The organism is Streptococcus sp. HMSC034B05, from assembly GCF_001809055.1.
GTDB lineage: Bacteria > Bacillota > Bacilli > Lactobacillales > Streptococcaceae > Streptococcus > Streptococcus constellatus.
On sequence record NZ_KV795581.1, the window covers coordinates 47,819 to 74,067 of the forward strand.

The 26,249-nt window shown below is 36.6% G+C and carries 24 protein-coding genes and 1 pseudogene; 21 read left to right on the top strand and 4 right to left on the bottom strand.

Annotation, left to right across the window (positions count from 1 at the left end):
• Positions 1 to 7 precede the first annotated feature (7 nt).
• The 4 genes from HMPREF2542_RS00265 (at position 8) to kphA (ending at position 3,927) form a co-directional block, all read left to right on the top strand.
• Positions 8 to 979, top strand: coding sequence for a diacylglycerol kinase family lipid kinase (locus tag HMPREF2542_RS00265; protein WP_006269514.1), 972 nt, complete (start codon positions 8 to 10; stop codon positions 977 to 979).
• Entirely contained in the window at positions 980 to 3,280 is a 2,301-nt protein-coding gene (gene pulA, locus HMPREF2542_RS00270; protein WP_058669511.1) for a type I pullulanase, read from the top strand. It begins immediately after the preceding gene.
• A gap of 116 nt (positions 3,281 to 3,396) precedes the next feature.
• Positions 3,397 to 3,669, top strand: coding sequence for a 30S ribosomal protein S16 (gene rpsP, locus HMPREF2542_RS00275; RefSeq protein WP_003034395.1), 273 nt, complete (start codon positions 3,397 to 3,399; stop codon positions 3,667 to 3,669).
• Positions 3,670 to 3,687: 18 nt separating this feature from the next.
• Positions 3,688 to 3,927, top strand: coding sequence for an RNA-binding protein KphA (gene kphA / locus HMPREF2542_RS00280; RefSeq protein ID WP_003001620.1), 240 nt, complete (start codon positions 3,688 to 3,690; stop codon positions 3,925 to 3,927).
• Between the two features lie 59 nt (positions 3,928 to 3,986).
• On the opposite strand, the gene HMPREF2542_RS00285 is transcribed toward kphA, so the two are convergent.
• Positions 3,987 to 4,496, bottom strand: coding sequence for a transcription repressor NadR (locus tag HMPREF2542_RS00285; protein WP_058669512.1), 510 nt, complete (start codon positions 4,494 to 4,496; stop codon positions 3,987 to 3,989).
• Positions 4,497 to 4,534: 38 nt separating this feature from the next.
• Positions 4,535 to 5,059: an ECF transporter S component gene (locus HMPREF2542_RS00290; protein ID WP_003034468.1), complete on the bottom strand. Its 525-nt coding sequence runs from the start codon at positions 5,057 to 5,059 to the stop codon at positions 4,535 to 4,537.
• A gap of 140 nt (positions 5,060 to 5,199) precedes the next feature.
• On the opposite strand from HMPREF2542_RS00290, the gene HMPREF2542_RS00295 reads away from it, so the two are divergent.
• From HMPREF2542_RS00295 to HMPREF2542_RS00315, 5 genes are all read left to right on the top strand, one after another.
• A complete protein-coding gene (locus HMPREF2542_RS00295) occupies positions 5,200 to 6,063 on the top strand; it encodes a GNAT family N-acetyltransferase (protein WP_058669513.1) in 864 nt (287 codons plus the stop codon).
• A 55-nt stretch (positions 6,064 to 6,118) separates the two neighbouring features.
• Complete coding sequence (locus tag HMPREF2542_RS00300; protein ID WP_006269549.1) at positions 6,119 to 6,751, top strand: copper homeostasis protein CutC; 633 nt, start codon at positions 6,119 to 6,121, stop codon at positions 6,749 to 6,751.
• 12 nt (positions 6,752 to 6,763) lie between these two features.
• Positions 6,764 to 7,435: an MmcQ/YjbR family DNA-binding protein gene (locus tag HMPREF2542_RS00305; protein ID WP_003069177.1), complete on the top strand. Its 672-nt coding sequence runs from the start codon at positions 6,764 to 6,766 to the stop codon at positions 7,433 to 7,435.
• A 95-nt stretch (positions 7,436 to 7,530) separates the two neighbouring features.
• Positions 7,531 to 9,273: an ABC transporter ATP-binding protein gene (locus tag HMPREF2542_RS00310; RefSeq protein WP_058669514.1), complete on the top strand. Its 1,743-nt coding sequence runs from the start codon at positions 7,531 to 7,533 to the stop codon at positions 9,271 to 9,273.
• Positions 9,273 to 11,015 carry an ABC transporter ATP-binding protein gene (locus HMPREF2542_RS00315; protein WP_058669515.1) on the top strand — a complete coding sequence of 581 codons (1,743 nt, stop codon included), beginning with the start codon at positions 9,273 to 9,275 and terminating at the stop codon, positions 11,013 to 11,015. Before HMPREF2542_RS00310 ends, HMPREF2542_RS00315 begins: the two co-directional genes overlap by 1 nt.
• Positions 11,016 to 11,045: 30 nt before the next feature.
• Here the strand turns inward: HMPREF2542_RS00315 and HMPREF2542_RS00320 are convergent, their stop codons facing one another.
• Complete coding sequence (locus HMPREF2542_RS00320; RefSeq protein WP_070484072.1) at positions 11,046 to 12,317, bottom strand: aminotransferase-like domain-containing protein; 1,272 nt, start codon at positions 12,315 to 12,317, stop codon at positions 11,046 to 11,048.
• Between the two features lie 236 nt (positions 12,318 to 12,553).
• On the opposite strand from HMPREF2542_RS00320, the gene HMPREF2542_RS00325 reads away from it, so the two are divergent.
• From HMPREF2542_RS00325 to rpsU, 3 genes are all read left to right on the top strand, one after another.
• Positions 12,554 to 14,857 carry a CAP domain-containing protein gene (locus HMPREF2542_RS00325; RefSeq protein ID WP_070484075.1) on the top strand — a complete coding sequence of 768 codons (2,304 nt, stop codon included), beginning with the start codon at positions 12,554 to 12,556 and terminating at the stop codon, positions 14,855 to 14,857.
• 265 nt (positions 14,858 to 15,122) lie between these two features.
• Positions 15,123 to 15,461 (top strand): ATP cone domain-containing protein, encoded by a 339-nt coding sequence (locus HMPREF2542_RS00330; RefSeq protein ID WP_003069168.1) that lies wholly within the window; start codon positions 15,123 to 15,125, stop codon positions 15,459 to 15,461.
• A gap of 161 nt (positions 15,462 to 15,622) precedes the next feature.
• Positions 15,623 to 15,799, top strand: a complete 177-nt coding sequence (gene rpsU, locus HMPREF2542_RS00335; RefSeq protein ID WP_000048054.1) for a 30S ribosomal protein S21 — start codon at positions 15,623 to 15,625, stop codon at positions 15,797 to 15,799.
• 115 nt (positions 15,800 to 15,914) lie between these two features.
• Here the strand turns inward: rpsU and mscL are convergent, their stop codons facing one another.
• The gene (mscL, locus tag HMPREF2542_RS00340) at positions 15,915 to 16,292 is read right to left on the bottom strand and encodes a large conductance mechanosensitive channel protein MscL (RefSeq protein WP_006269480.1); all 378 of its coding nucleotides are present in this window, start codon (positions 16,290 to 16,292) and stop codon (positions 15,915 to 15,917) included.
• A 154-nt stretch (positions 16,293 to 16,446) separates the two neighbouring features.
• Between mscL and dnaG the strand changes: the two genes are divergently transcribed.
• The 9 genes and pseudogenes from dnaG (at position 16,447) to HMPREF2542_RS00385 (ending at position 26,228) form a co-directional block, all read left to right on the top strand.
• Complete coding sequence (gene dnaG / locus HMPREF2542_RS00345; protein WP_022525636.1) at positions 16,447 to 18,222, top strand: DNA primase; 1,776 nt, start codon at positions 16,447 to 16,449, stop codon at positions 18,220 to 18,222.
• A gap of 2 nt (positions 18,223 to 18,224) precedes the next feature.
• Positions 18,225 to 19,337, top strand: coding sequence for an RNA polymerase sigma factor RpoD (rpoD, locus tag HMPREF2542_RS00350; RefSeq protein ID WP_003031450.1), 1,113 nt, complete (start codon positions 18,225 to 18,227; stop codon positions 19,335 to 19,337).
• Between the two features lie 18 nt (positions 19,338 to 19,355).
• On the top strand, positions 19,356 to 19,685 hold the full coding sequence (locus tag HMPREF2542_RS00355; protein ID WP_003069160.1) for a metal-sulfur cluster assembly factor: 330 nt from the start codon (positions 19,356 to 19,358) through the stop codon (positions 19,683 to 19,685).
• A gap of 148 nt (positions 19,686 to 19,833) precedes the next feature.
• Positions 19,834 to 21,156: pseudogene (gene brnQ / locus HMPREF2542_RS00360) on the top strand (branched-chain amino acid transport system II carrier protein); the annotation flags it as partial.
• Between the two features lie 140 nt (positions 21,157 to 21,296).
• Positions 21,297 to 22,007, top strand: a complete 711-nt coding sequence (ccdA2, locus tag HMPREF2542_RS00365) for a thiol-disulfide oxidoreductase-associated membrane protein CcdA2 (protein WP_058669521.1) — start codon at positions 21,297 to 21,299, stop codon at positions 22,005 to 22,007.
• Positions 22,008 to 22,023: 16 nt separating this feature from the next.
• A complete protein-coding gene (locus HMPREF2542_RS00370) occupies positions 22,024 to 22,608 on the top strand; it encodes a redoxin family protein (protein ID WP_003069149.1) in 585 nt (194 codons plus the stop codon).
• Between the two features lie 12 nt (positions 22,609 to 22,620).
• Positions 22,621 to 23,730 carry a peptide-methionine (R)-S-oxide reductase MsrB gene (msrB, locus tag HMPREF2542_RS00375; RefSeq protein WP_070484081.1) on the top strand — a complete coding sequence of 370 codons (1,110 nt, stop codon included), beginning with the start codon at positions 22,621 to 22,623 and terminating at the stop codon, positions 23,728 to 23,730.
• Between the two features lie 57 nt (positions 23,731 to 23,787).
• Positions 23,788 to 24,522, top strand: a complete 735-nt coding sequence (locus HMPREF2542_RS00380; protein WP_006269551.1) for a response regulator transcription factor — start codon at positions 23,788 to 23,790, stop codon at positions 24,520 to 24,522.
• On the top strand, positions 24,519 to 26,228 hold the full coding sequence (locus tag HMPREF2542_RS00385; RefSeq protein WP_058669522.1) for a cache domain-containing sensor histidine kinase: 1,710 nt from the start codon (positions 24,519 to 24,521) through the stop codon (positions 26,226 to 26,228). The genes HMPREF2542_RS00380 and HMPREF2542_RS00385 overlap by 4 nt, the downstream gene beginning before the upstream one ends.
• The last annotated feature ends 21 nt before the right edge of the window (positions 26,229 to 26,249 follow it).

Genomic DNA, 26,249 nt, shown 5'->3' on the forward strand with positions numbered 1-26,249 from the left:
GGTTTGTATGGAAACAGCTAGAAAAAGAGCACGATTGATTTATAATCCGACCTCTGGTCAGGAAATTATTAAAAAAAATATCGCAGAAGTTTTAGACGTTTTAGAAGATGTGGGTTATGAAACAAGTGCTTATCAGACAACGCCCGCTCCTTTATCAGCTCAAAACGAAGCAGAGAGAGCGGCTAAAGCAGGATTTGATTTAATTGTGGCAGCTGGTGGCGATGGAACAATTAACGAAGTGGTTAATGGCGTGGCACCTTTGGAAAACCGTCCTAAGTTGGCGTTTATTCCTACTGGTACAACCAATGACTATGCGCGTGCTCTCAAAATTCCAATGGGAGATCCAGTAGCAGCTGCTCGGATTATTGAAAAAGATCAAACCATAAAAATGGATATTGGTCAGGCTTATGGGAAAAAATATTTCATCAATATCGCTGCGGCAGGGACTTTGACAGAATTAACATATAGTGTTCCAAGTGAAGTAAAATCGCGCCTTGGTTATCTTGCTTATGTAGCCAAGGGAGCGGAAATGCTGCCAAAATCTAAATTACGTAAAGTACATATTGAGCACGACCACGGTGTGTTTGAAGGCAAGGTCTCTTTAATCTTTGTTGCCTTAACCAATTCAATCGGTGGTTTTGAAAAATTAGCGCCAGATACGGTGTTAGATGACGGAAATTTCACCTTGATTTTAGTGAAAACTGCTCGCTTATTTGATATGCTGGGCTTAATGATTCAAGCCATCAATGGCGGACAGCATGTGACTGATGCGAATGTAGAATATTTAAAAACAAGTAAATTAAAATTAGAAGTTTTAGATAAAAAAGCACCATTTATGTTGAATTTGGATGGTGAATATGGTGGAGACACTCCTGTTGAGTTAGAAGTTCTTCATAACCATTTAGAATTTTTTGCAAATATTGATGAGATTAGCGATAGCGCTTTGTCATTAGAAAATAAAAATAATCAGGAGAATTAGATGTTAGACTATCGTGTCTTAATTCATTACCACAATCAGTTAGACAATTATGCTGCTTACAATATGTGGAAGTGGCAAATGAATCAATGGGGAGAGGAGGCTTCTTTTTTTCAGAGAGATGACTTTGGCATTCAAGGGAATTTATCGTATAAGAGTAATCAGGCTTTGGGATATGTACATGTCATTGTAAAAACAATCGATTGGTCTCACCAGTCGGTTGATTATTCCATTCAGTTATTACCTCCTCATCTGGTGACGGAAATTTGGATTATTGAAGGAGACAGTCAAGTTTATTATTCCCGACAAGCTGCTATGACTAGTCCGTATTATGCAAAGCAAGATCCTCATGCTTTTGATATGGCATTAGACAGCAAACGTTTTGATCAGCATTGGGGCTATCAAGGTTGGCTAGGTTGTCGGTATGATGGTAAAAAAGCTGAATTTAAACTTTGGGCACCAACTGCAAAAAAAGTTCAATTAGTGGTGTATAAGAATGGTAGTAACCACTCGAAAATCTGGAAAGTTTATGACTTACAAAGAGGGAAAAATTTTTCAAAAGATCATTCTGAAAATACAATCGGAATTTGGTCTCGAGTGATTTCAGATGATCTAGCAGATAGAGCTTATCAGTATCAATTAGAGTTTGAACATCACAAAACATTGACGCGTGACTCATACGCCGAAGCAACAACTGAAGACGGGAAACGCTCTGTCATTTTGTCACCTACAGAGCGAAATCCAAAACATTTTCAAGTGAAACAAGGCCAACAAGCGACTTGGCGTTTGGATAATCCTTGTCAGGCAGTTATTTATGAAATGCATGTGCGAGATTTGACAAAGTCTAGTAGTTCTGGTGTATCTAAAAAATACCGAGGTACCTTTTTAGGTGCTTGTCAAAAAGGAACTAAAAATCGATCTGGTCAGGCGACGGGATTTGATTATATCCAATCTTTAGGTATCAATGTTGTACAATTGCAACCAATCTCTGATCGACACAAAGAGTATGATTGGCATGGAAATGTGACCTACAATTGGGGGTATGATCCACAAAATTACAATACTCCAGAAACGAGTTTTTCAACAAATCCAACAAAGCCATCTCAAGGCATGCGGGACTTGAAAACAATGATTCAAGCCTATCACGATGCAGGCATTTCCGTGGTGATAGACGTTGTCTACAACCATATTTATTCTACCTATGATTCTCCTTTTCAAGCCACAATGCCCGATTATTATTATCGAATGAATCCAGATGGCTCTTTCCAAAACGGAACAGGTGTAGGGAGCGAGACAGCTAGTGAGCACGAGATGTTCCGGAAATATATGATTGATTCGCTCCTTTATTGGGTAAAAGAGTATAATATTGACGGTTTTCGTTTTGATTTGATGGGAATTCATGACATTGAAACCATGCGTCAGATTCGAGAAGCGTTAGATGAGATTGATACGAGAATCCTGACTTATGGAGAAGGATGGGACATGGGAACAGGATTGCTTCCTCTTGATAAAGCTAAGAAAGATAATGCTTTTGAATTATCAAATATCGGATTTTTCAATGATACTGAACGTGATGCGGTTAAAGGAGCAGAGGTCTACGGTGGCTTAAAAGCTGGTTTTGTCAGTGGAGAGGCAACAGAGGCTATTATTGCGAAAGCAATATTAGGAAGCAATGAGTTAGGGACTTATCTGACGCCAAACCAAGTTGTGAACTATGTAGAAGCGCATGATAATTATAATTTGCATGACTTGTTAGTGGAACTACACCCAGATGATGATGACTTGACTCGTACTAAACGGATTGAATTAGCGACTGCGATGAATCTGCTGTTGCAAGGTATGAGTTTTATGGAACTAGGACAGGAATTTTCACGTAGCAAGCTAATAGCAACTGGAGAAAATGGTCAAACTATTCAGGAAGATCATGAGCGTGCTATGAATAGTTATAACGCTCCTGACACTGTCAATCAGGTAAATTGGGATTTGATAGCTGATCACCAAGAAAGTATTGACTACATCAAACAGATTATCCATTTAAAAACTATGACAAAAGAATTTTCTTATCAACATTACGAAGACATTTACCAGCACGTCTTTGTGCACTCAGCTCATTCAGGGAGTGGGATTGTTATTTTTGAGGTGAAAGATGAGAAATATTATCTCATTATTTTCAATGCAAGCGGTCAAAGTTACAACATTGAAGATATTGGCAATTTGAGACTTGTAGCTGGAAATAGTCGTCAAGTTAGTGATTCTTTTGTTGAAGATTTGACAGCGACAGTCTTTGAAGTTGTAGAGTGGTAAATTTAAAGATGTCAAGTTTTTTTCTTGACACCTATTCTTACTTGTGATATGATAGAGTACGTTGGTAATAGCTCTGCTATACCTAAAAATAAAAAGAGAAAAGAGAAATTTTAAAAATGGCAGTTAAAATTCGTTTAACTCGTATGGGTTCTAAGAAAAAACCTTACTATCGTATTAACGTAGCAGATTCACGTTCACCACGTGATGGACGTTTCATTGAAACAATCGGAACTTATAATCCACTTGTTGCTGAAAACCAAGTGACCTTGAAAGAAGATCGTGTTCTTGACTGGTTGTCGAAAGGTGCTCAACCTTCTGATACAGTTCGCAACATCCTTTCAAAAGCTGGTGTGATGAAGAAATTTCACGATTCAAAATACTCTAAATAACAGAATTGCAGGTTGACTATGGACACGATTGAAAATCTTATTATTGCAATAGTGAAACCTTTGATTTCACAACCAGATGCTTTAACTATCAAGATTGAAGATACACCAGAATTTTTGGAATATCATTTGGATCTTGATCCAAGTGATGTTGGACGTGTAATCGGTCGTAAAGGTCGCACAATTTCTGCGATAAGAACGATTGTTTACTCTGTTCCAACCGAAGATAAAAAAGTTAGAATTGTTATTGATGAAAAATAAAATAGAGCCACTTAGGCTCTATTTTTGGAAATCTATACTTAAAATGACTTGTGTATGTTTTACATTAGAAAACCTAAGTTTTCTAATGCTTTTTCGATATAATCTAAATCTTGCTGCGAATCGGCTTCAACCAAATGATAATGAATGCCATCTGTCAATTCAGATAAACCTCGAAAATTACTTTCATGAATTTGTTGGATAAAATGTTGGACATCTCTGCGACAAGTTAATTTCAGATACGTTTGGATTTCCCCATAAACGGGATGCTCCACCATAATATTTTTGACTCGTCCGCCATTGTCTACGATTGCTAACAATTCTGTTTCGATATCTTCAATTGTGTGCTTGACTTTAAAAAGCTGGTGGTAATATTTAACAGTATCGTTCATTTTGTAAATATAACCCCGATTTGTGCTAATAATAGGAGCACCATCAGCTCGAAGAACGGCAATATCTTGAACAATAATTTGGCGCGTAACATTGAATTTTTCTGCTAGAATTTGACCATTTAAAGGAGTTTCCGCATTTTTTAAAAGTTGTAATAAATCAGTTCTTCTTTTTTTTATCATAAATTCATTGTAGAATAAATCCGTTAAATATTCAAGGTTTAACGGATTTTTTGTAGAGTCTTATAAATAAATTGTGCAATGATAAAGTCAACGATGCTATGAATAATTGTTCCAACACCTACGAGAATGAAGAGAAGGTAAAACATATTTTCTGGAAAAGAAGTAGAGGCGTAAAAGATGAGACAAGCAAGAACTTCAGCAATCGCGTGAACGAAAGCAAGAATAATATTTAGTATCCAAGTTTGAATTGGTTTATCTAAAGTTTTAGGATATTTTCTAAGGTAAAGAGCACCTAACAATCCGAAGAAGAGATGAGATAAGGCACGAAGAACAATAACAATAGGATAACCAGCTGCTAAGAATCCAAAGGTGGAACCTAGAATAACGACTAAAGTCATCAAAGGAGAGATAAACATGGCTAAAAAGATAGGGACATGGCTTGCTAACGTATAAGAAGCGGGTGGAATAATAATTTTTACAGGCATAATCATAGGAATGACAATAGCTAGCGCTGTCAAAAGAGCTGTGAGAGTTATAAATTGGTTTTTTGTTTTTGGTTTCATAATCCCCTCCATTTACTGTATACACATAAGTATATTTTACTGTTTTTACAGATAATGTCAAGAGAAATTTCGATAAAGTAAACAAAATTCTTAAATAGTAGGTACTATGTTTGTTAGAATATTAATAAGAGGAGAAAACTATGATAGATATGTTGGAACAGCCAGAGTATATTGCTATTCATTCTTCCTTACGTTTGCGAAAGTATGATGGACAAGCTCATCTAGCTTTTTCTTGGTATCAGAATCCTGATGTAATCCGTTTGATTGATGGTAGTAGAGAGCCTTATACACTTCAGCGAATCAAGAAAATGTATGACTATCTTACTCAGCATGGAGAAGTGTATTTTATTGAGATTCTGATAAATGAAAATTGGATGCCAATTGGTGATGTAAGTTTTTGGCAAGAGGATATGCCTATTGTTATTGGTAACTCAGATTATCGTGGTCATGGAATCGGGAAGACTGTTGTTCAAGCATTAATTGAACGTGGACGTCAGCTGGGCTATGAACGTTTGTATGTTCGAGAAATTTATGATTACAATACTGCTTCTAAAAAGATGTTTGAATCGGTAGGATTTTATCCCATAGAAAAGACTGAAAAAGGACATCGCTATACTTTGGATTTACTGCTTCCTTTATCAGCTATTCAACCAAGTCAATTTTATCTTTCAGAAGAGAAACTAAAGCAGGTTCAGACATGGTTTGATACAAAGAACATAAGTAGTTTAAAACCCTTGCCAATTAAGCGCTTCCAAGACAAAATCTTTTTTACTGATGGACACAGTAGAGCATTTATAGCTTATCAAGCTGGTTTTGAAGAGATTCCAGTTTATGCAGAAAAAGACGATTTGAATTGGGAGTTCTATTCCTATTGTCTTCAAGTTTGTGACAAAATAGGTATTGCTACAATAAAAGATTTAGAAAATCGGATTTTGTCTGTGTCGGATTACAAGAAAAATTGGTTAGATTGGTGTCAACGAGTCGCAAAGAAGTTTGAGGAATAAATAAAGATTGTGTTATAATGGTCAAGAAAACTGTTTCATATAGAAGAGGTCAAAAATGATTTATGAATTTTGTGCAGAAAACGTGACTGATTTGGAAAAAGCCATGCAAACAGGTGCTCGGAGGGTTGAGCTTTGTGATAATCTGGCGGTGGGTGGAACGACGCCTAGCTATGGTGTCATAAAAGCAGCTGTAGAGTTAGTGAGTCCTTATCATACAACTGTTATAACGATGATTCGTCCACGTGGAGGAGATTTTGTATACAATGATTTAGAAATGAAAATCATGTTAGAGGATATTCAAATGGCTCGCAAAGCTGGTACACATGGTGTAGTGTTTGGTGCATTGACAGTTGCTAATGAAATTGATTATCTAAAAATGGAAAAGTTGGTAGAAGCTGCTCAAGGATTAGAAATCGTCTTTCACATGGCTTTTGATGCTATTCCAAAGGAACAGCAGTTCAGTACAATAGATTGGTTAATCGAACATGGTGTGAGTAGAATCTTAACTCATGGAGGAGTAGCTACAGAGCCGATTCAAAATCATTTTCTCTGGTTAAATACTTTGATAAAGCATGCAGCTGGTCGAATTGAAATTTTACCAGGAGGTGGTATTACGGTTAATAATCGTGATGAAATTATCGCAAATCTTGGCGTGAACCAACTTCATGGCACCAAAATTGTATTTTAGAAAGTAAAAATCATGTTAGACTTATTTGAGAAATACCAAGCAAATCCAGAAAAATTACAAGCCTTTGGTTTTGAAAAAAGAGGAGTAGAGTTTGTTTATTCTCAGGAAATAATGAAGGGCGACTTTTTATTACAACTAAAATTACAGGGTGAGAAGCTGGACTACCAAGTGCTTGATCAAGAAACAGGCGATGAATACGTGCAGGTCAAAATGGAGCAGATGATGGGGGAATTTGTCGGACAGGTTCGTGAAGCTTGTCAAGAGATTTTCCTGATGATTCGAGCTAACTGTTTTGACGAAGTTGGCTTTCTTTATAAACAGAGTAGCCGTTTGCAAGATTATGTTGCAAAAACCTATGATGGAAAGCTAGAATACCTCTGGGAAAAGTCTTCCAGGAAGAGTTCTACCAAAGCTGGAGTTTTCCGCCATCAGGACAGTAAAAAATGGTATGGGGCCTTTCTGACTACAGATTGGTCTAAGTTTGAAGCAGATCGAAGTGGTATTATTGAGATACTTAATATTAAGAATGAACATGTGGTAGAGCTAATTCAGAGAAAGGGGATCTACCCAGCCTTTCACATGAACAAAAAATATTGGCTTAGCCTGCCCTTGGATGATACTTTAACAGATATAGAACTTTTTGCTCTTTTGGACGAAAGTTTTACATTAACCAAAAAGAAATGAGAAACACAGTTAGCTTGCACTGACTGTGTTTTATTTTTACGAGTGATTGTACAAAATAGTGTATAATGGTAATCAGCAATAATTGAGGAGAGAATATGAATCTTATCAGAAAATTAGGTTGGTTTTTCAAGCTAGAGAGAAAGCGGTATATAATTGGAATTCTAGCCTTGTCTTTGGTTAGTGTTTTTAATTTAATCCCCCCTAGAGTAATTGGTGTGGTAATTGACCGTATTGCTAGTCGAAATCTAACATCAAACCAATTAGTTTTAAATCTTTCGGTTTTGCTTGCTTCAGCTTTTATCATGTATGGACTGCGTTATCTTTGGCGGCTATATATTTTTGGTACAGCAAATCATTTGGGAAGACTGTTGCGTTCTCGGCTTTTTGAGCATTTTACTAAAATGTCTCCGTCTTTTTATCAAAAATATCGAACAGGAGACTTGATGGCGCATGCAACAAATGATATTAATGCAGTTGTGAGCGTGGCAGGTGGAGGCGTTATGTCGGCAGTAGATGCCACTATCACAGCTCTGGTAACGCTGTTGACTATGTTTTTTGTTTTAGACTGGCGCCTGACTTTGATTGCCACCTTACCATTGCCATTTCTTTCTTGGGGAACGAGTCTAATTGGGCGAAAAAATCATGAGAGTTTTAAGGCAGCCCAAGAAGCTTTTTCTGATTTGAACAATAAGGTGCAGGAAAGTGTTTCGGGAATTAAAGTGACTAAATCATTTGGCTATCAAACAGCAGAAAGTCAATCTTTTGCAAAAATAAATCAGGATGTCTATGAAAAAAATATTCTAGCTGCAAAATACAATTCTCTCTTTGATCCTATGGTGTTGATTTTCATCGGCTTATCTTATGCTTTAACCTTGATTTTTGGTGGACTGTTCATCTCTAGAGGACAATTTACAGTTGGAGAATTAGTAACATTTATCACTTATCTGGATATGTTAGTGTGGCCTTTGCAGGCAATGGGTTATCTTTTTAATATTAGCCAGAGGGGAATGGTTTCTTATGAGCGGATTGAGCGACTGTTAGCAGAAAAATCTGATGTCAAAGAGACAAAAAGCCCTGTTTCCCCTATCCAAAACGGTCGTTTGGTCTATAACATTAAATGTTTTTCTTATAAGGAAACAGCAACTTTGTCCAATATTCACTTTTCGTTAGAAAAAGGGCAAACGTTAGGAATCGTCGGACAAACAGGTTCTGGTAAGACGACACTTTTGCGCTTACTGATGAGAGAGCAAGATATTCAAGATGGTGCTATTTATCTGAATGATCATGATATTCGAGAGTATAGATTAAAGGATTTGCGGAGTTTGATTGGTTATGTACCACAGGAGCAGATTCTTTTTGCAATGTCAATTATAGATAATATTCGATTTGCAAATCCAAGTCTATCAGATGATGAAGTGATTCAAAGTAGTAAGCTGTGTGGTCTTTATGAAGATATTGTTGCCATGCCAGAAGGTTTTCATACGATTGTTGGTGAGAGAGGTGTGTCTCTTTCAGGGGGACAAAAGCAACGTTTAGCAATGAGTCGAGCACTTGTTCTTAAACCAGATATTTTAATATTGGACGACTCTTTATCTGCTGTTGATGCTAAAACAGAACACTTGATTTTGAAAAACCTCAAAACAGAAAGAGACGACAAAACAACTATTATTACCGCCCACAGACTGTCAGCAGTTGTTCATGCTGATTTGATTTTAGTGATGGAAAATGGACGAATTAAAGAACGGGGTACTCACCAAGAGTTATTAACTCAAAATGGTTGGTATGCACAAACTTATCATAAACAACAATTGGCAGAAAATCTAAAGGAGGATCGATAATGAGAAAACAAGTAACCTTTTATCGCCTTCTAACTTATATGTGGCGTTATAAATGGATTAGCATTTTGGCGCTCGTTTTCATCTTTGCGACAACCTTGGTAACAACAACTTTGCCACTTTTAGCTCGCTATTTCATTGACCATTTTATTAGTCGTTATCAGATTATGACAGGTTTTTATGTTCTGATTATGTACTATGCTCTTTTTCTTTTGCGAGTGTTATTTACTTTCTTGGGACAATATTCTTTTGCGCGTGTGGCACATAGCATTGTTCGCGATTTTCGTCAAGAAAGTTTTGAAAATATTGAGCATTTAGGGATGGTCTATTTTGATCAGACCCCAGCAGGAGCGATTGTCTCCCGTTTGACAAATGATACACAAGCAGTAGCGGATATGTTTAGTAGTATCTTTTCAAGTTTTTTAAGCTCTGTTTTTATTCTTGTCGTAACATTGGTGACGATGTTTAGCTTGAATTGGCGATTGACAGGTCTTATTGTACTCTTTTTACCAGTCATATTAGGTTTCATTTTGCTTTATCAACGCTTATCTCATCGTCTCCTCAAGCTTGTCAGAAGTAAACTAAGCGATTTGAATGTTAAACTTTCTGAAAGTATTGAGGGAATGCGTATTATTCAGGCATTTGGTCAGGAAAATCGATTAATAAAGGAATTTGAAACTATTAACGGTGAGCATTTGGATTATACAGTTCGCTATCTTAATATTAATAGCCTTTTTCTGCGGCCAGCCATGTCTTTGTTGAAAATTTTAGCTTATGCGGTCATTTTAGCTTATTTTGGTTTTACTTGGCAAATTGCAGGAGTAACAGCCGGAGTTATGTATGCCTTTGTCCAATATGTCAATCAGCTTTTTAATCCTTTGATTGATTTGATGCAGAATTATTCTGTTTTGCAAACATCTATGGTAGCTGCAGGCCGCGTTTTTGAAATCATGGACCGTAAGGATTATGAACCGAAGCAAACCAATTTACCGCTAGAGATTACAGATGGAAAGATTGAATTTCGGCATGTTTCCTTTTCATATGATGGCAAGCATGATATTCTTAAGGATATCTCATTTTCAGTCAAACAAGGGGAGACAATTGCTTTTGTCGGTGCAACGGGCTCAGGCAAGTCTTCTATCATCAATCTCTTTCTGCGTTTTTATGAATTTGAAAGAGGAGAAATTTTAATTGATAATCAAAACATTAAGGATTACGGCCAAGCTGAACTGCGTCGCAATGTTGGATTAGTTCTTCAAGACCCATTCCTTTATCATGGTACCATTGCTTCTAATATCAAAATGTATCAAGAAAATCTAGGACGAGAAGAGATTATAGAAGCTGCTAAATTTGTTGACGCGCACGACTTTATCAGTCGGCTACCTGCAAACTACGATAGCCCAGTGACAGAGAGAGGGGCGACTTTTTCGAGTGGTCAAAGACAATTGCTAGCTTTCGCTAGAACAATTGCAAGCAAACCTAAAATCTTAATTTTGGATGAAGCAACCGCCAATATTGATTCAGAGACTGAGGAACTGATTCAGGCTTCGCTAAGAAAAATGCGTCAAGGACGAACGACTATTGCCATCGCTCACCGCCTGTCCACTATTCAGGATGCTAACTGTATTTATGTGATGGAGCAAGGACGAATTATCGAATCAGGCACTCACGAGGAACTCTTAACTCTCAACGATACTTATTATAAAATGTACCAACTTCAAGCAGGTATGATGGGAGAGGAGTGATTTCTTAGAAAAAAGGAGCTTCGGCTCCTTTTATAAATATTTATTTAAATGTTGTAAGGTTTTTTCTAGATTTTCATATCTAATTTTTGCGTATTGATAAGGACAATCATGTATGTAACTTGATTCAAAAAAATCCAATGGTAGATTGCTATGTTTGAAAGAGCTGACAGATTTAAGTCCACGTAGATCCAGTAAGATACCATCCCTATTGAGAAAGTAGGAAAGTTTGAGTTGATTTTCACTTAAAAGTTTTTTAGCTCTCATTACTTCTTTTTCTTGTTTATTGAGAAGAAAAAGACGATTTTTCTCAAACATAAGATTATCAATGTAAAGAGATAGGGCTTTTTGCATGATGAGATTGCTATCGTAGTCTACTGCTTTCTTATAAGCAATGAAAGCCGATTGAATATCCGATGGCAGTAGTAGAGCTGTTATTCGTAAGGCGGGAAAAAGACTGGCAGAAAAAGATTTGATATAAATGACATGTTGGCTGTCGTCCAAGTAATGAAAGGTCAACTCATGTTTGCTGTCAAAGTCAGCTAAATAATCATCTTCTACGATATAAACATCATAAAGCTGAGCAAGACGAATAATTTCCTCTTTTTCTTTTCGGTTGTAAGAATGTTCTAAGGGGTAGTGAAAGCGTGGAATGGTATAGAAAAACTTGATATGACCCGTTCGGAAAATCCATTCCAATTCTTCTAAATCAATTCCTTCCGGAGTCCGTTCAATCGTTTGATAAGGAAGTTTTTGGGCAGTTAGCAAATCGTTTATTCGATGATAAGTCGGCTGCTCAACTAAAATTTCATGTTTTTCGTTTGGAAAGACAATTTGTGACAGAATATAAAGAGCTTGCTGGGTACCAGAGGTTAGAACCAGTTTGTCGGCAGATGTGTAAACAACTGAATCGAGAAGCAGTTGCTGAACCGACTGACGCAAGTCCTCCAGCCCCTCCTGCTGTGAATAGTAGTTAAAAAGATAATTTTCTCGTCCAATCAGTGTTTCATTGAGACAAATTCGAAAATCTTCATAAATTTGGTGGCGGTCATCCCTGACAGATAATTCCATATCTTGCTGATCTTCCAGACTATTTTCTAAGACATAGTAGCCACTCTTTGGAACAGCATAGATGTATTTTTGATATTTTAATTCCATTAGTGCCTTCTGGGCTGTATCTTTGCTGCAATGATACTTATCTGCTAACTTACGAATAGAAGGAATCTTCTGCCCCTTGAGCAATTTCCCATTTTGAATATCTTGACGAATCCGATCTACGATACATTGATATTTAGATTTTGGCATCTTAACTGTCCCCGTACAGAAGAAATTTTCTTTATTGTAGCGTATTTTGAAATCTTTTACAATCAGGAAATGATAGTTTGTGTTGTATAAGATTGTCCTGTGGATTACTCTCCACTAAATAATCAGTGTAAAAGAAATTTAATGAAATAGTTATCTGCGTAATACATTAGTGGAATTGTAATTTGGGTTGAAATGGTTTATAATAAAAAATAGCAAGTATATTAGGAGGTCCTCTAATGGAGAGAAAACTAAAAAAGTCAGTCGTTGCGACCGGTTTAGCTGCAACGACAATTATTTCGGGTAGTTTATCACATCAAGTAAGCGCCGAAGAAGTAAAACCACAATCTACTGAACCAAAGACATCTGAAAAAATTACCAAACCAGTTACAGAATCTGACGTTCAATCAGCAAAATTGGAAGCAAATGCTGCGAAAGTTCAGAAAGATACACAGCAGAAAGTTGTAGATAAAGTAAAAGAGGATGTAAATACTTCAAAGGAAGCGGTCGTAAATAGACAGAAAGCCGTAGCAGATGCAGAAACAGAAAAAAATGCAGCAACTTCAGAAGTGATTGAAACTGCAAAAGAAAAAGTAAAAACAGCAGAGGACACTGTTGTAACAGAGGAGAAGAAGGTTCAAGAAGCAAAGTGTTCGGAAGAAAAGGCAAAAGAAGCTGTTAAAAATCAAGAAAATATTGTAGCGGGGCAGCAATCACTTGTTGATGTTGCACAACGTGAATTAGACACAGCTAAAGCTCCAGTTGTCAATGAGGAACACGATCTTAACCGCGCAAAAGAAGAAGAAAAACAAGCGGAAAAGAATTTGGCAGAAAAGCAAAAAAATCTTGCTAAAGTGAAAAAAGAAATCACTAATCTTCCTAAAGAAATCAATGCAGCTACTGAACAAGTCAAGCAAAGTGAGCAAAAAGTTGCAGAAAATCAAGCGGCTATTGATCAAAAAGTTGCTGAAGTAACCCGCGCTGAACAATCAGTTGCTAATAGAAGAAATGTTGACTTGAGTAAAGCGACCTATGGTGAATTTTTGCAACATGCTAAAACAAATGGAGCCAACCAAGCGATTCGTAATGCAGCTGCTGAAGCTCTAGCGACTTATGAAAGAGCTAAACATGAAGACGGTATTACAGTTGGTTCTGATTCAACAAGTCCAGCAACTTTGGAAAATAATTTAAAAGCGATTGAATTGGTTAGGGCAATCAATGCTTACCGTAGACAAGCTGGATTAAAAGAACTGTTGGTTGATCCTTACAAAAATCCAGCCAGCCAAGTCCAAACTCTTTATTTTAGAAGAGCAAATTGGCATATGGGCAAATATTTTGGCAATGAAAACGTGGCCATTAATAGCTCTGTAAGAGGAGCGGTTGACTACTGGTATAAAGAAAAAGCCTTATATATGGCTGAGGCAGCTAAGTATGGGCTAACAACAAATGAGCGAGACATTGATTCCAATAAAATTTATACTACTCTTTACAAGCGAGGTCAGCTTGATTTCTTCTACAAAGTTGGTCACTATCTTCAAATGATGGATAAAAACTTTAATTCGATTTCAGCAGCATATTGTAGTAATCCAAATCCATATAATAATTTATATGAAGTTGGTTTCCACACAGCATCTAATGAACGTTTCAATAACGGTACTCTTCTTAGCGCAGACGCTTATGAGCAAGCAATCCGTAATTTTGCTGGTGCTGCAAAAGCCGCAAATGCGCAAGCGACAGCAGCCAAGAATCAATTAGGTGTGTTGCGAGCTCAAAGAACGGGTTATGTATCTACTTTAAATATCCAAAAGGCAAAATTAGCAGACCTTCAAAAATTAGCTGCGAATCGTTCGGCTGCTCTTGCTACTGCGAATGCTGGAGTGATTACAGCCGAAGCAGCTTTGACAAAAGCGAAACAAAATGTTGTGACAAAAGAAGCAGCTTTGAAGCGTGCAACTGCAGCTATTGCATCCAAGTTGGCGCCAAAACAAGCAGCGTTAGCAAAAGAACAAGGATTACTAGAAACCGCTAAAAATAAGTTAGCAGAACTAAAGAAAGCCTTAATTACAGCAGAATTGAATGTTGCTAAAGCAAAAGACGCTTTGCAAACTAGTCAAACTGCACTAAAAGTAGCACAAGATAACTTGGTAAAATTACAAAATGCACCACAAGCACTTGAAGCAGCTCAAAAGGCTTTTCAAGCTGCACAAGCTGATTATGCTGCTAAGGTTAAAATGTTAAATGAGGAAGAAACAAAACTGGCTATTTCTCGTTCAATTTATACCAAGTTACAAGAAAACTACGAACAATTGCAAAGTCAACTTCCTCCGAAGGCTCAAAAAGAAACAGGTGTAGAAGTACAAAGATTACACTTATCTAGAACTTACCAACCAAAACCATTGCTAGTTAGACAACAACAAAATAGCAGTCAAAAAGTTCTGCCTGCTACTGGTACCAAAACAAATCAGGTTGCTGCATTAGGGCTGCTACTTGGTTTGGGAACTTTATCCAGTGCTCGCCATCGTAAAAGAAATAACGAAGATTAAATAGCTGAAGATTTTAGAAAAGTCTAATCTTTTGACCCAAAGACAAACAACTCTATTTCTAAGTGTTTGTCTTTTTTAGATTGAGAGATCAAAAGCTAACATTGAAGAATGAAAATGTTTGTAAATAAAATCAGGCTTGAGAAAGCGTAATTTTCATCTACTAAACTTCTCAAAATATCTATCGTTTTGAGAATTAGTGAAAAAATAGTATAATATTTTTACTGTACTAAGTACACGAAACTAACTAATTTTAAAGGAGTTTCTCATGCAAGTCATCAAACGTAATGGAGAAGTTACTGATTTTAATCCAGATAAAATTTATCAAGCTATTCTGAAAGCAGCACAAACAGTCTATGTCTTGACAGATGATCTACGTCAAAATTTAGCACTTGTAACCAAAAAGGTAGTGCTAGATTTGGAAGAAGCGAGGGTTGAGCGAGCTACTATTAGTATGATCCAATCTATGGTAGAAAATCGTCTGTTAGGTGCTGGTTATATTACGATTGCTGAGCATTACATTTCCTATCGCTTGCAACGTGATTTAGATCGGAACGGCTATGGCGATCATATCGCAGTTCATTTGCATTTTGAACAAATCCGATAAATTTGTAGCCTAGATTACAGAATGAGGTAGTTGTCAGATGCTCAATCAATTTTTTCATTTTCTCCCAAAAACAGACACATTCCACATTCTCATGGGACTTGACAAGTGTATTTCAATATGATAAAATTTAAAGGATTTTAAGCTTGAAGGGAGTGAAAAAAATGTCAAAAACAGTAGTACGTAAGAATGAATCCCTTGACGATGCTCTTCGTCGTTTTAAACGTGCGGTTACTAAAGCTGGTACTCTTCAAGAAACACGCAAACGTGAATTCTATGAAAAACCTTCTGTAAAACGCAAACGCAAATCAGAAGCAGCTCGTAAACGTAAAAAATTCTAATAATAGAAAAAGCAGGATTGAAATCCTGTTTTTTTTTGTTTCTATTTCAAAAGAAAAGAGTCTGAGATAAAAATTTTCTCAAACTCCTACAATGTTTTATTTTTCTCCCAAATCTCTATTTCTTTTCGAGCAAGGCTTTGATTTCTTGAAGAACTTCTAATTCAGTTGGTCCTGCGGATTCTTCAACAGTATCTTCTTTTTTAGTAAGGTTTTGTGCTTTTTCAACAGACTTAACGATGAAGAAGAGGACTGTTCCAATGACGAGGAAATTGATAATAGCACTCAAGAAGCTGCCGTATGCAATCCCATTCCATTTTAGACCAGCAATTTGTTCTACACCAGCAGCTTTTATAGCTGGATTGAGAAACAAAGGAGTAATAACGTCTTCAATCAATGATTTGACGATGGCTCCAAAAGCATTAGCGATGACGACACCGACCGCTAGGTCAATCACGTTACCGCGAAGAAGAAAGTTTTTTAATTCCTTTAACATTTTCTTTTTCCTTTCAAAATACTAAACTATATTATATCTAAAAAAAGGGGAAAGTCAATAAAATGTCTAAAAAATATAGTGAATATTTTACTTTTTGGTAAATTTATTATAAAATGTAAGTTGTTATTCTATGATAAATTGGGGGTGTTGTCTATTGATTGATAAAGAAATCATTTCTGATATTAAAAATAGCGTCAATATCGTCGAAATCATAGGAGAAGTCGTTGCTCTAACAAAGGCCGGAAGGAATTATCTGGGGCTTTGTCCTTTTCATGGGGAAAAAACTCCATCATTCAATGTAGTAGAAGAAAAACAATTTTATCACTGTTTTGGCTGTGGGAAGTCAGGTGATGTCTTTAAATTTATTGAAGATTATCGCGGCGTTTCTTTTATGGACGCTGTACAAATTGTTGCCGATCGTGCAGGGTTTCCGTTAGAAATAGAGCATAGTAGAACAGAACAGTCAACTCATACTAATCCTCATCAAGCACTTTATGACATTCACACGGAAGCTGCAAGGTTTTATCATGCAGTATTGATGACAACAAAGATAGGAGAAGAAGCACGTTCTTATCTTTATGAGCGTGGCTTGACAGATGAGGTGATAAAGCATTTTCAAATCGGCTTAGCGCCTAATGAAAACAACTATCTTTATAGAAGTGTTAGTGGGAAATTTGACGAACACGTCATTATGAATTCAGGTTTATTTAACTTAGCTGATAATAATCTGGTTTATGATGCTTTTCAAAATCGGATTATGTTTCCGTTGACAAATGATACAGGGCAAGTCATTGCTTTTTCGGGTCGTGTTTGGCAGGCTAGTGATATAGAGCAGAAAGTTGCTAAATATAAAAATAGCCGCAGCACACCAATTTTCAATAAAAGTTATGAGTTGTATCATCTAGACAAAGCTAAAGCGACTATCAAGAGAAGTCATGAAGTTTACTTAATGGAAGGCTTTATGGATGTTATTGCAGCTTATCGCGCTGGAATTGAAAATGCTGTGGCCTCTATGGGGACAGCTTTGACGCATGAACATGTAGAGCATCTTCGTAAGTTCACAAAGAAAGTCATTTTAACATACGATGGTGATAAAGCGGGACAGGCAGCAACACAAAAAGCACTGGATGAATTACATAATTTGTCAGTTGAAATTGTTAGGATTCCCGATAATATGGATCCAGATGAGTTTATCAAAAAAAATTCTGCTGACGATTTACAAAATTTACTAATCAAAACACGAATTAGTGATATAGAATTTCTTTTAAACTATCTGAAGCCAGATAATGTAGAAAACTTGCAAGCTCAAATTGAATTTGTGGAGCGAATGTCGCCTTTGATTGCACAAGTCAAGTCGATTACTGCACAGAATTCATATATTTATATGTTAGCTGAGCTGTTACCTGATTTTGACTATCAGCAGGTGGAGCAAGCTGTTAATAATCATCGCCTGGTCAATAGAAAAGAACAGCAACAGCAAGTTCGTCAGCAGGTGACACGATTTGATATTCCAATAACGAAGCAAGTATCGCGATTGATTAAAGCTGAAAGTCATCTCTTGCAACGTATGATTGAGAATCCTGTCATCTTAAATGATTATCGTTTAAGAGAAGATTTTCATTTTGCAACAGCTGAATTGCAAACTTTGTATAATATTTTAAAAACGAATGGTGAAGTTACGCCACAAGATTTATCTGAACAAAATGACTCAGTACAGCAATCCTGGTATCGGGTTTTAGAAGAGAATCTGCCCAAAGAGGTATCTGAGCAGGAGCTAGTCGAAGTGGAACAGACTCGAGATAAAGAATTGCTTCGAAAAGAAAATCAATTGATTGGCAAAAAAGTTCGTGAAGCATCTCACAATGGTGATGCAGATACGGCATTAACAGAGTTAGAGCGATTTATTGCTCAAAAAAGGAGAATGGAGTAAGAATGGCTACAAAACAAAAAGAAGTAACAACTTTTGATGTTCAAGTTGCAGAATTTATTCGCAACCATAAAAAAACTGGTACAGCAACCGATGATGAGATCAATGATCAATTAGTCATTCCATTTACTTTAAATGCTGATGGTATTGAGGATCTTCTTCAACGAATTCAGGACGCAGGGATTGCTATTACGGATAAAGAGGGCAACCCAAGTGAACGGGTCTTAAATACAGAGGAAGAAGAAGCTGAATTAACAGATGAGGAGTTGCTTGGTAGCAATTCTGCTAAAGTAAACGACCCTGTCCGTATGTATTTAAAGGAAATTGGTGTTGTTCCGCTGTTGACCAATGAAGAAGAGCAAGAATTAGCTGTCCTCGTGGAACAAGGCGATTTAGAAGCCAAGCAACGTTTGGCGGAAGCTAATTTGCGGTTGGTCGTTTCCATCGCTAAGCGCTATGTTGGGCGTGGCATGCAGTTTCTTGACTTGATTCAAGAAGGAAATATGGGATTGATGAAAGCTGTTGATAAGTTTGACTATACTAAAGGTTTCAAATTTTCAACATATGCTACTTGGTGGATTCGTCAAGCGATTACTCGTGCGATTGCTGATCAAGCTCGTACGATTCGGATTCCGGTTCACATGGTTGAAACGATTAATAAATTAGTGCGGGAACAACGAAATCTTTTACAAGAATTGGGACAAGATCCAACACCAGAGCAAATTGCAGAGCGGATGGATATGACGCCTGATAAAGTCCGTGAAATTTTGAAGATTGCACAAGAACCTGTTTCTCTTGAAACACCAATTGGAGAGGAAGATGATAGTCATTTGGGTGATTTCATTGAGGATGAGGTTATTGAAAATCCAGTTGATTATACAACGCGTATCGTTTTGCGTGAGCAATTAGATGAAGTTCTTGATACATTAACAGACCGTGAAGAAAATGTGCTGCGTCTGCGTTTTGGGCTAGATGATGGGAAAATGCGTACACTGGAAGATGTTGGAAAAGTATTTAACGTAACTCGTGAACGGATTCGACAAATTGAGGCTAAAGCCCTGCGCAAATTGCGTCATCCAAGTCGCAGCAAACCGCTTCGTGACTTTATTGAGGATTAGTAGATAAAAGGAGACACCATGACATACACAAATGAACAAATTGATGATATTAAAAATCGTATCTTGGAAAGTTTGGAACAAGTTATTGATCCTGAATTAGGAATTGATATTGTTAATCTTGGTTTGGTCTATGAAATTCGTTTCAATGACGAAAATGGTGAAACGCAGATTGATATGACTTTAACTACTATGGGATGTCCGTTGGCTGATTTCTTGACTGATCAAATCCGTGACGTGATGACCGATGTGCCAGAAGTTAGCAAAGTAGACGTGAGATTAGTATGGTATCCGGCATGGACTGTAGATAAAATGAGTCGCTATGCACGTATTGCTTTAGGAATTAAATAAAGCAAAAAAAGCAGTGTAATCTATTTTGTTGTGCTGCTTTTAATTTTAATCTAAATATTCAGAATTTATGAAATATTTAAAATTATATCGGGGTTTTTTTGAATTATAATAAATGAATCTATCAAAATTTTTAAGGAGATAAGATGATAAAAAAGGAGCATTAACAGGATTACTCTTGTTCGGAATATTTTTCGGCGCAGGTAATTTAATTTTTCCGCCAACTTTAGGAGCCATGTCAGGTAAGAATTTTTGGCCAGCAATTTCTGGATTTGTACTTTCGGGAGTTGGAATTGCTATTTTGACATTGATTATTGGTGCATTAAATCCAAAAGGTTATGTTTATGAGATTTCTAAAAAGATTTCTCCGTGGTTTGCAACGAGTTACTTAGTGGCTCTTTATTTAGCAATTGGTCCTTTTTTTGCCATACCACGAACAGCAACTACCTCCTATGAAGTTGGGGTCGCACCATTGCTTCCGAGTAATATGACTGGTTTGGGACTCATTATTTTTACAATTTTATATTTTGTATCTGCTTATCTGATTTCATTAAATCCTTCTAAAATTTTGGATCGGATTGGTCGTATTTTGACCCCTGTCTTTGCCATCTTGATTATCATTTTAATCATTTTAGGAGTCATTAAATATGGGGCTACCGTACCACAAATAGCTAGTGCAGAATACGCAAAGGCAGCTTTTGGATCCGGCTTTCTTGAAGGGTATAATACGCTTGACGCACTTGCTTCTGTTGCCTTTAGTGTTATTGCTGTCCAAACATTGAACCAACTTGGTTTTGCCAATAAAAAAGAATATATTTCGACTATTTGGATTGTTGGAGTGGTTGTGGCACTTGGGTTTAGTGCGTTGTATATTGGATTGGCTTTCTTAGGGAATCATTTCCCAATTCCTGCTGATGTAATGGCGTCTGATGCCAATAAAGGGGTCTATGTCTTGTCCCGAGCTACACAGGCTATTTTTGGACCAACAGCGCAAATTTTCCTTGCTGTAATGGTGATAGTGACTTGTTTTACCACAACGGTCGGTTTGATTGTCTCAACATCTGAATTTTTCAATAAAACGTTTCCTGCGATTGCTTACAAAACTTATGCGACAGTCTTTACATTGATTGGATTTGCAATTGCAAATCTTGGCTTGGAAACAATTATTCAGTATTCTGTGCCAGTTTTACAAATTCTTTATCCAATTACTATTGCAATCGTAATGATTGTGATGGTCAATAAATTTGTTGCCTTATCTAAAATAGGAATGCAATTGACAGTAGCCGTTGTGACAGCTATTGCCTTTACAAGTATTATTGGACAACAATTTAAATTAACTGCTCTTATAAGTATAATCAACACCCTACCACTTGCCCAAGCATCTATTCCTTGGCTAATACCAACAGTTATTGGAATTATAGTCTCTTTGTTTTTACCGAACAAGCAAAAAAGCGATACTTTTGAAATGGAATAATCTCAAGAAGTCTATCACGAAAGTGGTAGATTTTTTTATGACCATATTAAATTCAAGTTTTTTCAAATCGTCGTCTCTATTTTTTTTTGCTCATCACATATATACTAGCTATATAAAGAAAATTAGTAAGGAGAAAAGGTATGGCATCAACCGTATTTTCAATTTCTGTATTTTTGGCCGGTATCTTATCTTTCTTCTCGCCGTGTATTTTACCTCTCTTACCGGTGTATGTTGGAATTTTGTTAGATACAGATGAGCCGAGGACAGTGACTGTTTTGGGAAAGAAAATCTTTTGGTATGGCATTGTAAAAACACTATTTTTCATTGCTGGTTTATCAGTTGTATTTCTAATTCTTGGATATGGAGCAGGATTTTTAGGAAAAATCTTGAACGCTGATTGGTTTCGTTATGTACTGGGGGCTATTGTCATTCTACTTGGTATTCATCAAATGGAGTTGATAAATTTCAAGGTATTACAACGACAAAAAAGTCTCCAATTAAAGCAAAATAAGAATAGGAATGATTTTTACAATGCTTTCTTATTAGGTGTAACTTTTAGTTTTGGTTGGACACCTTGTGTTGGCCCAGTCCTTAGTTCAGTATTAGCTATTGCTGCTTCTGGTGGAAATGGAGCTTGGCAAGGTGGATTGCTCATGTTGGTTTATACCCTAGGATTAGCTATCCCATTTCTTATTTTAGCTTTTGCTTCTTCAATTGTATTGCGCCATTTTGGGAAAATTAAACCTTATATGAGCACATTGAAGAAGATTGGAGGGGCTCTCATTATTTTAATGGGAATCTTACTCATGCTAGGAAATTTCAACGTTCTGGCTTCAATATTTGGTGGATAAAAAAGGAGGAAATCCCATGAAAAAATCAATGTTAGTTGTTACGAGTTTGTTATGTGCTACCTTTTTAGGTGCATGTGCAAATCAAAAAACAAATTCTTCAGCAAATGATACAAATAAAGCTGAACAAGGACAAGTAGCTAACAAGAACAATGAGGTTACTGCTACAAAAGCAAATCAAGGAGAAGCTGTTCCTGATTTTAATCTAAAAGGAGTCGATGGCAAGACTTATAAACTATCAGATTTTAAAGGAAAGAAAGTTTATTTGAAATTCTGGGCATCATGGTGCTCAATCTGTCTATCCACGCTGAAACACACAGATGAATTGGCGAAAGAAAATGGCAAAGACTACGTTATTTTATCAGTCGTTTCTCCAGGTCATAAGGGTGAAAAATCAGAAGCAGATTTCAAAAAGTGGTATTCAAAACTAGATTATAAAAACTTACCTGTTTTGATTGATTCAAGCGGAAAATTACTAGAGCAATATGGAGTTCGCTCTTATCCAACAGCCGCATTTATTGATAGTAATGGAAAATTAGTTAAAACTCGTCCAGGTTTTATCAAAAAGTCTGAAATTGAATCAACTCTGAAAAGTATCAAATAGGAGGTAATGACAATGGATCACAAAATGAAATTGCTTTTACTCCTCGGATCCATTTTACTTATCGTTGGTACAATTGTTTTGGGTGGGCGTTTTATGACAACGAAGTCTTCTATTGACAAAATAAAAGAAGCGTCCGTTAGTCAAACGACACCCGTCAACAACAAGAAACCTGATTTGAAAAATGCTAATTTAAAACATATTTATCTTGCAGGTGGCTGTTTCTGGGGGGTGGAAGAATATTTTTCTCGTGTTAATGGTGTAGTAGACGCAGTTTCTGGCTATGCGAACGGAAATAGCGAAACAACGAATTATGAACTAATCTCACAAACTAAACACGCTGAAACGGTTCATGTGACTTATGATGCCAATAAAATTTCTTTAAGAGAAATCTTGCTGCATTACTTTAGAATTATCGATCCAACCAGCAAAAATAAACAAGGAAATGACCGTGGCGTACAATATCGCACAGGAGTATATTACAAAGATCAAGCTGATGTTGAAACGATTAACAAGGTTTTTGAAGAACAAAGCAAAAAATTTAAAACAACTTTGGCGGTTGAAAAAGAGCCGCTCAAACATTTTATCAAGGCGGAAGAGTACCATCAAGATTATTTGAAGAAAAATCCAAATGGATATTGTCATATCAATGTTAAACAGGCTGCCTATCCAGTCATTGATGCTTCTAAATATAAAAAACCGTCAGATGCTGAAATTAAGAAAAAACTGACAGAGGAAGAGTATGCAGTGACTCAAAAAGATGATACAGAGCGCGCTTTTTCAAATCGTTATTGGGATAAATTTGATGCAGGAATCTATGTCGATGTTGTAACAGGTGAGCCATTATTCTCATCAAAAGATAAATTTGAATCAGGCTGTGGCTGGCCAAGCTTTACACGTCCGATTAGCCCGGATGTCGCAAACTATAAAGAAGACCATAGCTTTAATATGACTCGGACAGAAGTACGAAGTCGAGTTGGTAATTCCCATCTGGGGCATGTTTTTACAGATGGTCCTAAAGATAAAGGTGGACTTCGTTATTGTATTAATAGCTTGTCTATCAAGTTTATTCCTAAAGACCAAATGGAAAGCAAAGGTTATGGATATTTATTGAACTATGTCTAACAGCATTTTAAGAAAAAATTTGCTATAATGAGTTTAGTAAATAGTAGGAGTGCGTTCGTGTATTCAATTATGATTGTAGAAGATGAATACCTTGTTCGACAAGGTATTTCGTCTTTAGTAGACTTTAAAAAATTTAACATGCAAGTGATAGGTGAGGCTGAAAATGGTTTAGAGGCTTGGGAAAAAATTCAAGCAGAATGCCCAGATATTATCCTGACTGATATTAATATGCCTCAGATGAATGGTATTAAATTAGCCCAATTAGCAAGAGAACAGTATCCGCAATTACATATTATTTTTCTGACGGGGTATGACGATTTTGATTATGCTCTTTCAGCTGTTAAATTAGGTGCGGATGATTATTTACTAAAGCCGTTTTCGCGAGAAGATGTTGAAGCTATGTTGATAAAAGTAAAAGAAAAATTGGATAAGGAAAAGAAACAGCAACAAGTGCATGAGTTAGTGGAGAAAGCAGAGTTTTCGGACTTGGAGCAAGCGATTCATGACCGATTAGCTGACACAGAATTATCCTTGAAATCTTTATCATTTCAATTGGGCTTCAATTCTTCCTATTTAAGTGTATTGATTAAAAAAGAGCTAGGCTTGCCATTCCAAGATTATTTAATTCAGGAACGAATGAAGCGAGCTAAATTACTATTGCTGACGACGGATTTAAAAGTGTATGAAATAGCAGAGCAAGTTGGATTTGAGGATATGAATTATTTTTCTCAACGCTTTAAGCAAATCGTTGGAGTGACACCTCGGCAATTTAAAAAAGGAGATAGTAAATGAAACGTTATTCGCTACTGATTCAGTTAGTGATTTATGTTTTTGTGATGATATTAGTTCTTTTAGGAATTGTTGGAGGGTTGTACTATCAAACTAGCTCGGCGGCTATTCGACAAACGACGGAGCAAACGACGCGTAATACCATTCAACAAAGTGGACAATTTATCACTTCTTATTTACAAAAGCTAAAAGAAACTACCAGCAGTTTAGCTGAAAGCGATAAAGTAAAAGCGTATGCTCAAAAGCCCGATGCGGATAATGCTGAACAGCTTCGTCAATTGATGGGAATGATTTTAAAGACAGATTCAGATTTGGTATCCGCTGTTTTGGTAACAAAAAATGGCAATCTCATCTCAACTGATCCCAATTTAACAGTGAAAACATCTAATGATATGATGCAAGAAAGCTGGTATCAGGATGCTATTCATAAGGGCGCTATGCCCGTACTGACACCAGCACGAAAAACTGTTGATAAGGAAACGGATGAAAAGTGGGTTATTTCTATTACACAAGAGGTAGTGGATAAAGATGGGAAAAATCTAGGAGTTATTCGGCTTGACATTGGTTATAAGACATTGGAAGCTTACCTGGACCGATTACAATTAGGAAAAAAAGGTTTTACCTTCATTGTGAATGACAAACATGATTTTGTCTATCACCCAAAGAAAACAGTTTATTCGTCCGCTACTGAAATGCGCGCGATGGCGCCCTATATTGCTGCAAAAAATGGTTATGTAAAATCAAAGCAGGCCTACGTATCTCAGTACCAAATTCCACATAGTGACTGGACCTTGATTGGTGTATCTTCTATGGAGCAACTGCATGCTGTGCAAAAACAAATTCTTTGGTCTTTTATCGGAACAGGATTATTAGCTTTAGGTATTTGTCTTATTGGCATTTGGTTTATCTTGCGTTTATGGATTAAGCCCTTGCATGAGTTACAAGAGACCATTTTAGCTATCGGATCTGGGAATGCGCACTTGCGAGCTGTTGAAAAAGGATCCCCTGAATTGATTGATTTGGCCAAGCAGTTTAATACAATGCTCAATCAGATTGATAAATTGATGATGGCTGTCAAAGAAGAAGAGCAAAATGTCAGAAAATATGAATTACAGGCGCTTTCCAGTCAAATTAACCCTCATTTTTTGTACAATACATTAGATACCATTGTTTGGATGGCAGAATTTAATGATAGCAAAAGTGTTGTAGAAGTCACAAAATCACTGGCTAAGTATTTCCGTTTGGCACTTAATCAAGGTCATGAACAAATTTCTCTCAAGGATGAAATTGATCATGTTCGACAATATTTGTTCATTCAAAAACAGCGGTATGGAGAGAAATTACAGTATGAAATTGAAGAGTTAAGTGCTTATGATAATTATCAGATTCCAAAATTAATTTTGCAGCCTTTGGTTGAAAATGCGATTTATCATGGTATCAAGGAAATGAATCGTCAAGGGATGATTCGAGTTAGTGTTTATGAAAATAGTCATCAACTAATTCTTTCCATTTACGATAATGGTCGAGGATTTGTCGCTCATGATACAGCTGATACCCTCTTGATGCACCTAGGTGGTGTCGGTTTGAAGAATGTTAATCAGCGTTTGCAATTACAATTTGGTAAATCCTATCACATGGAAATTAAATCTGAAGAAAATACTTATACGGAGATTCGTCTCTATTTTCCAAAGGCAAATAAAACCAACTGATGAAAGATTTCAGTTGGTTTT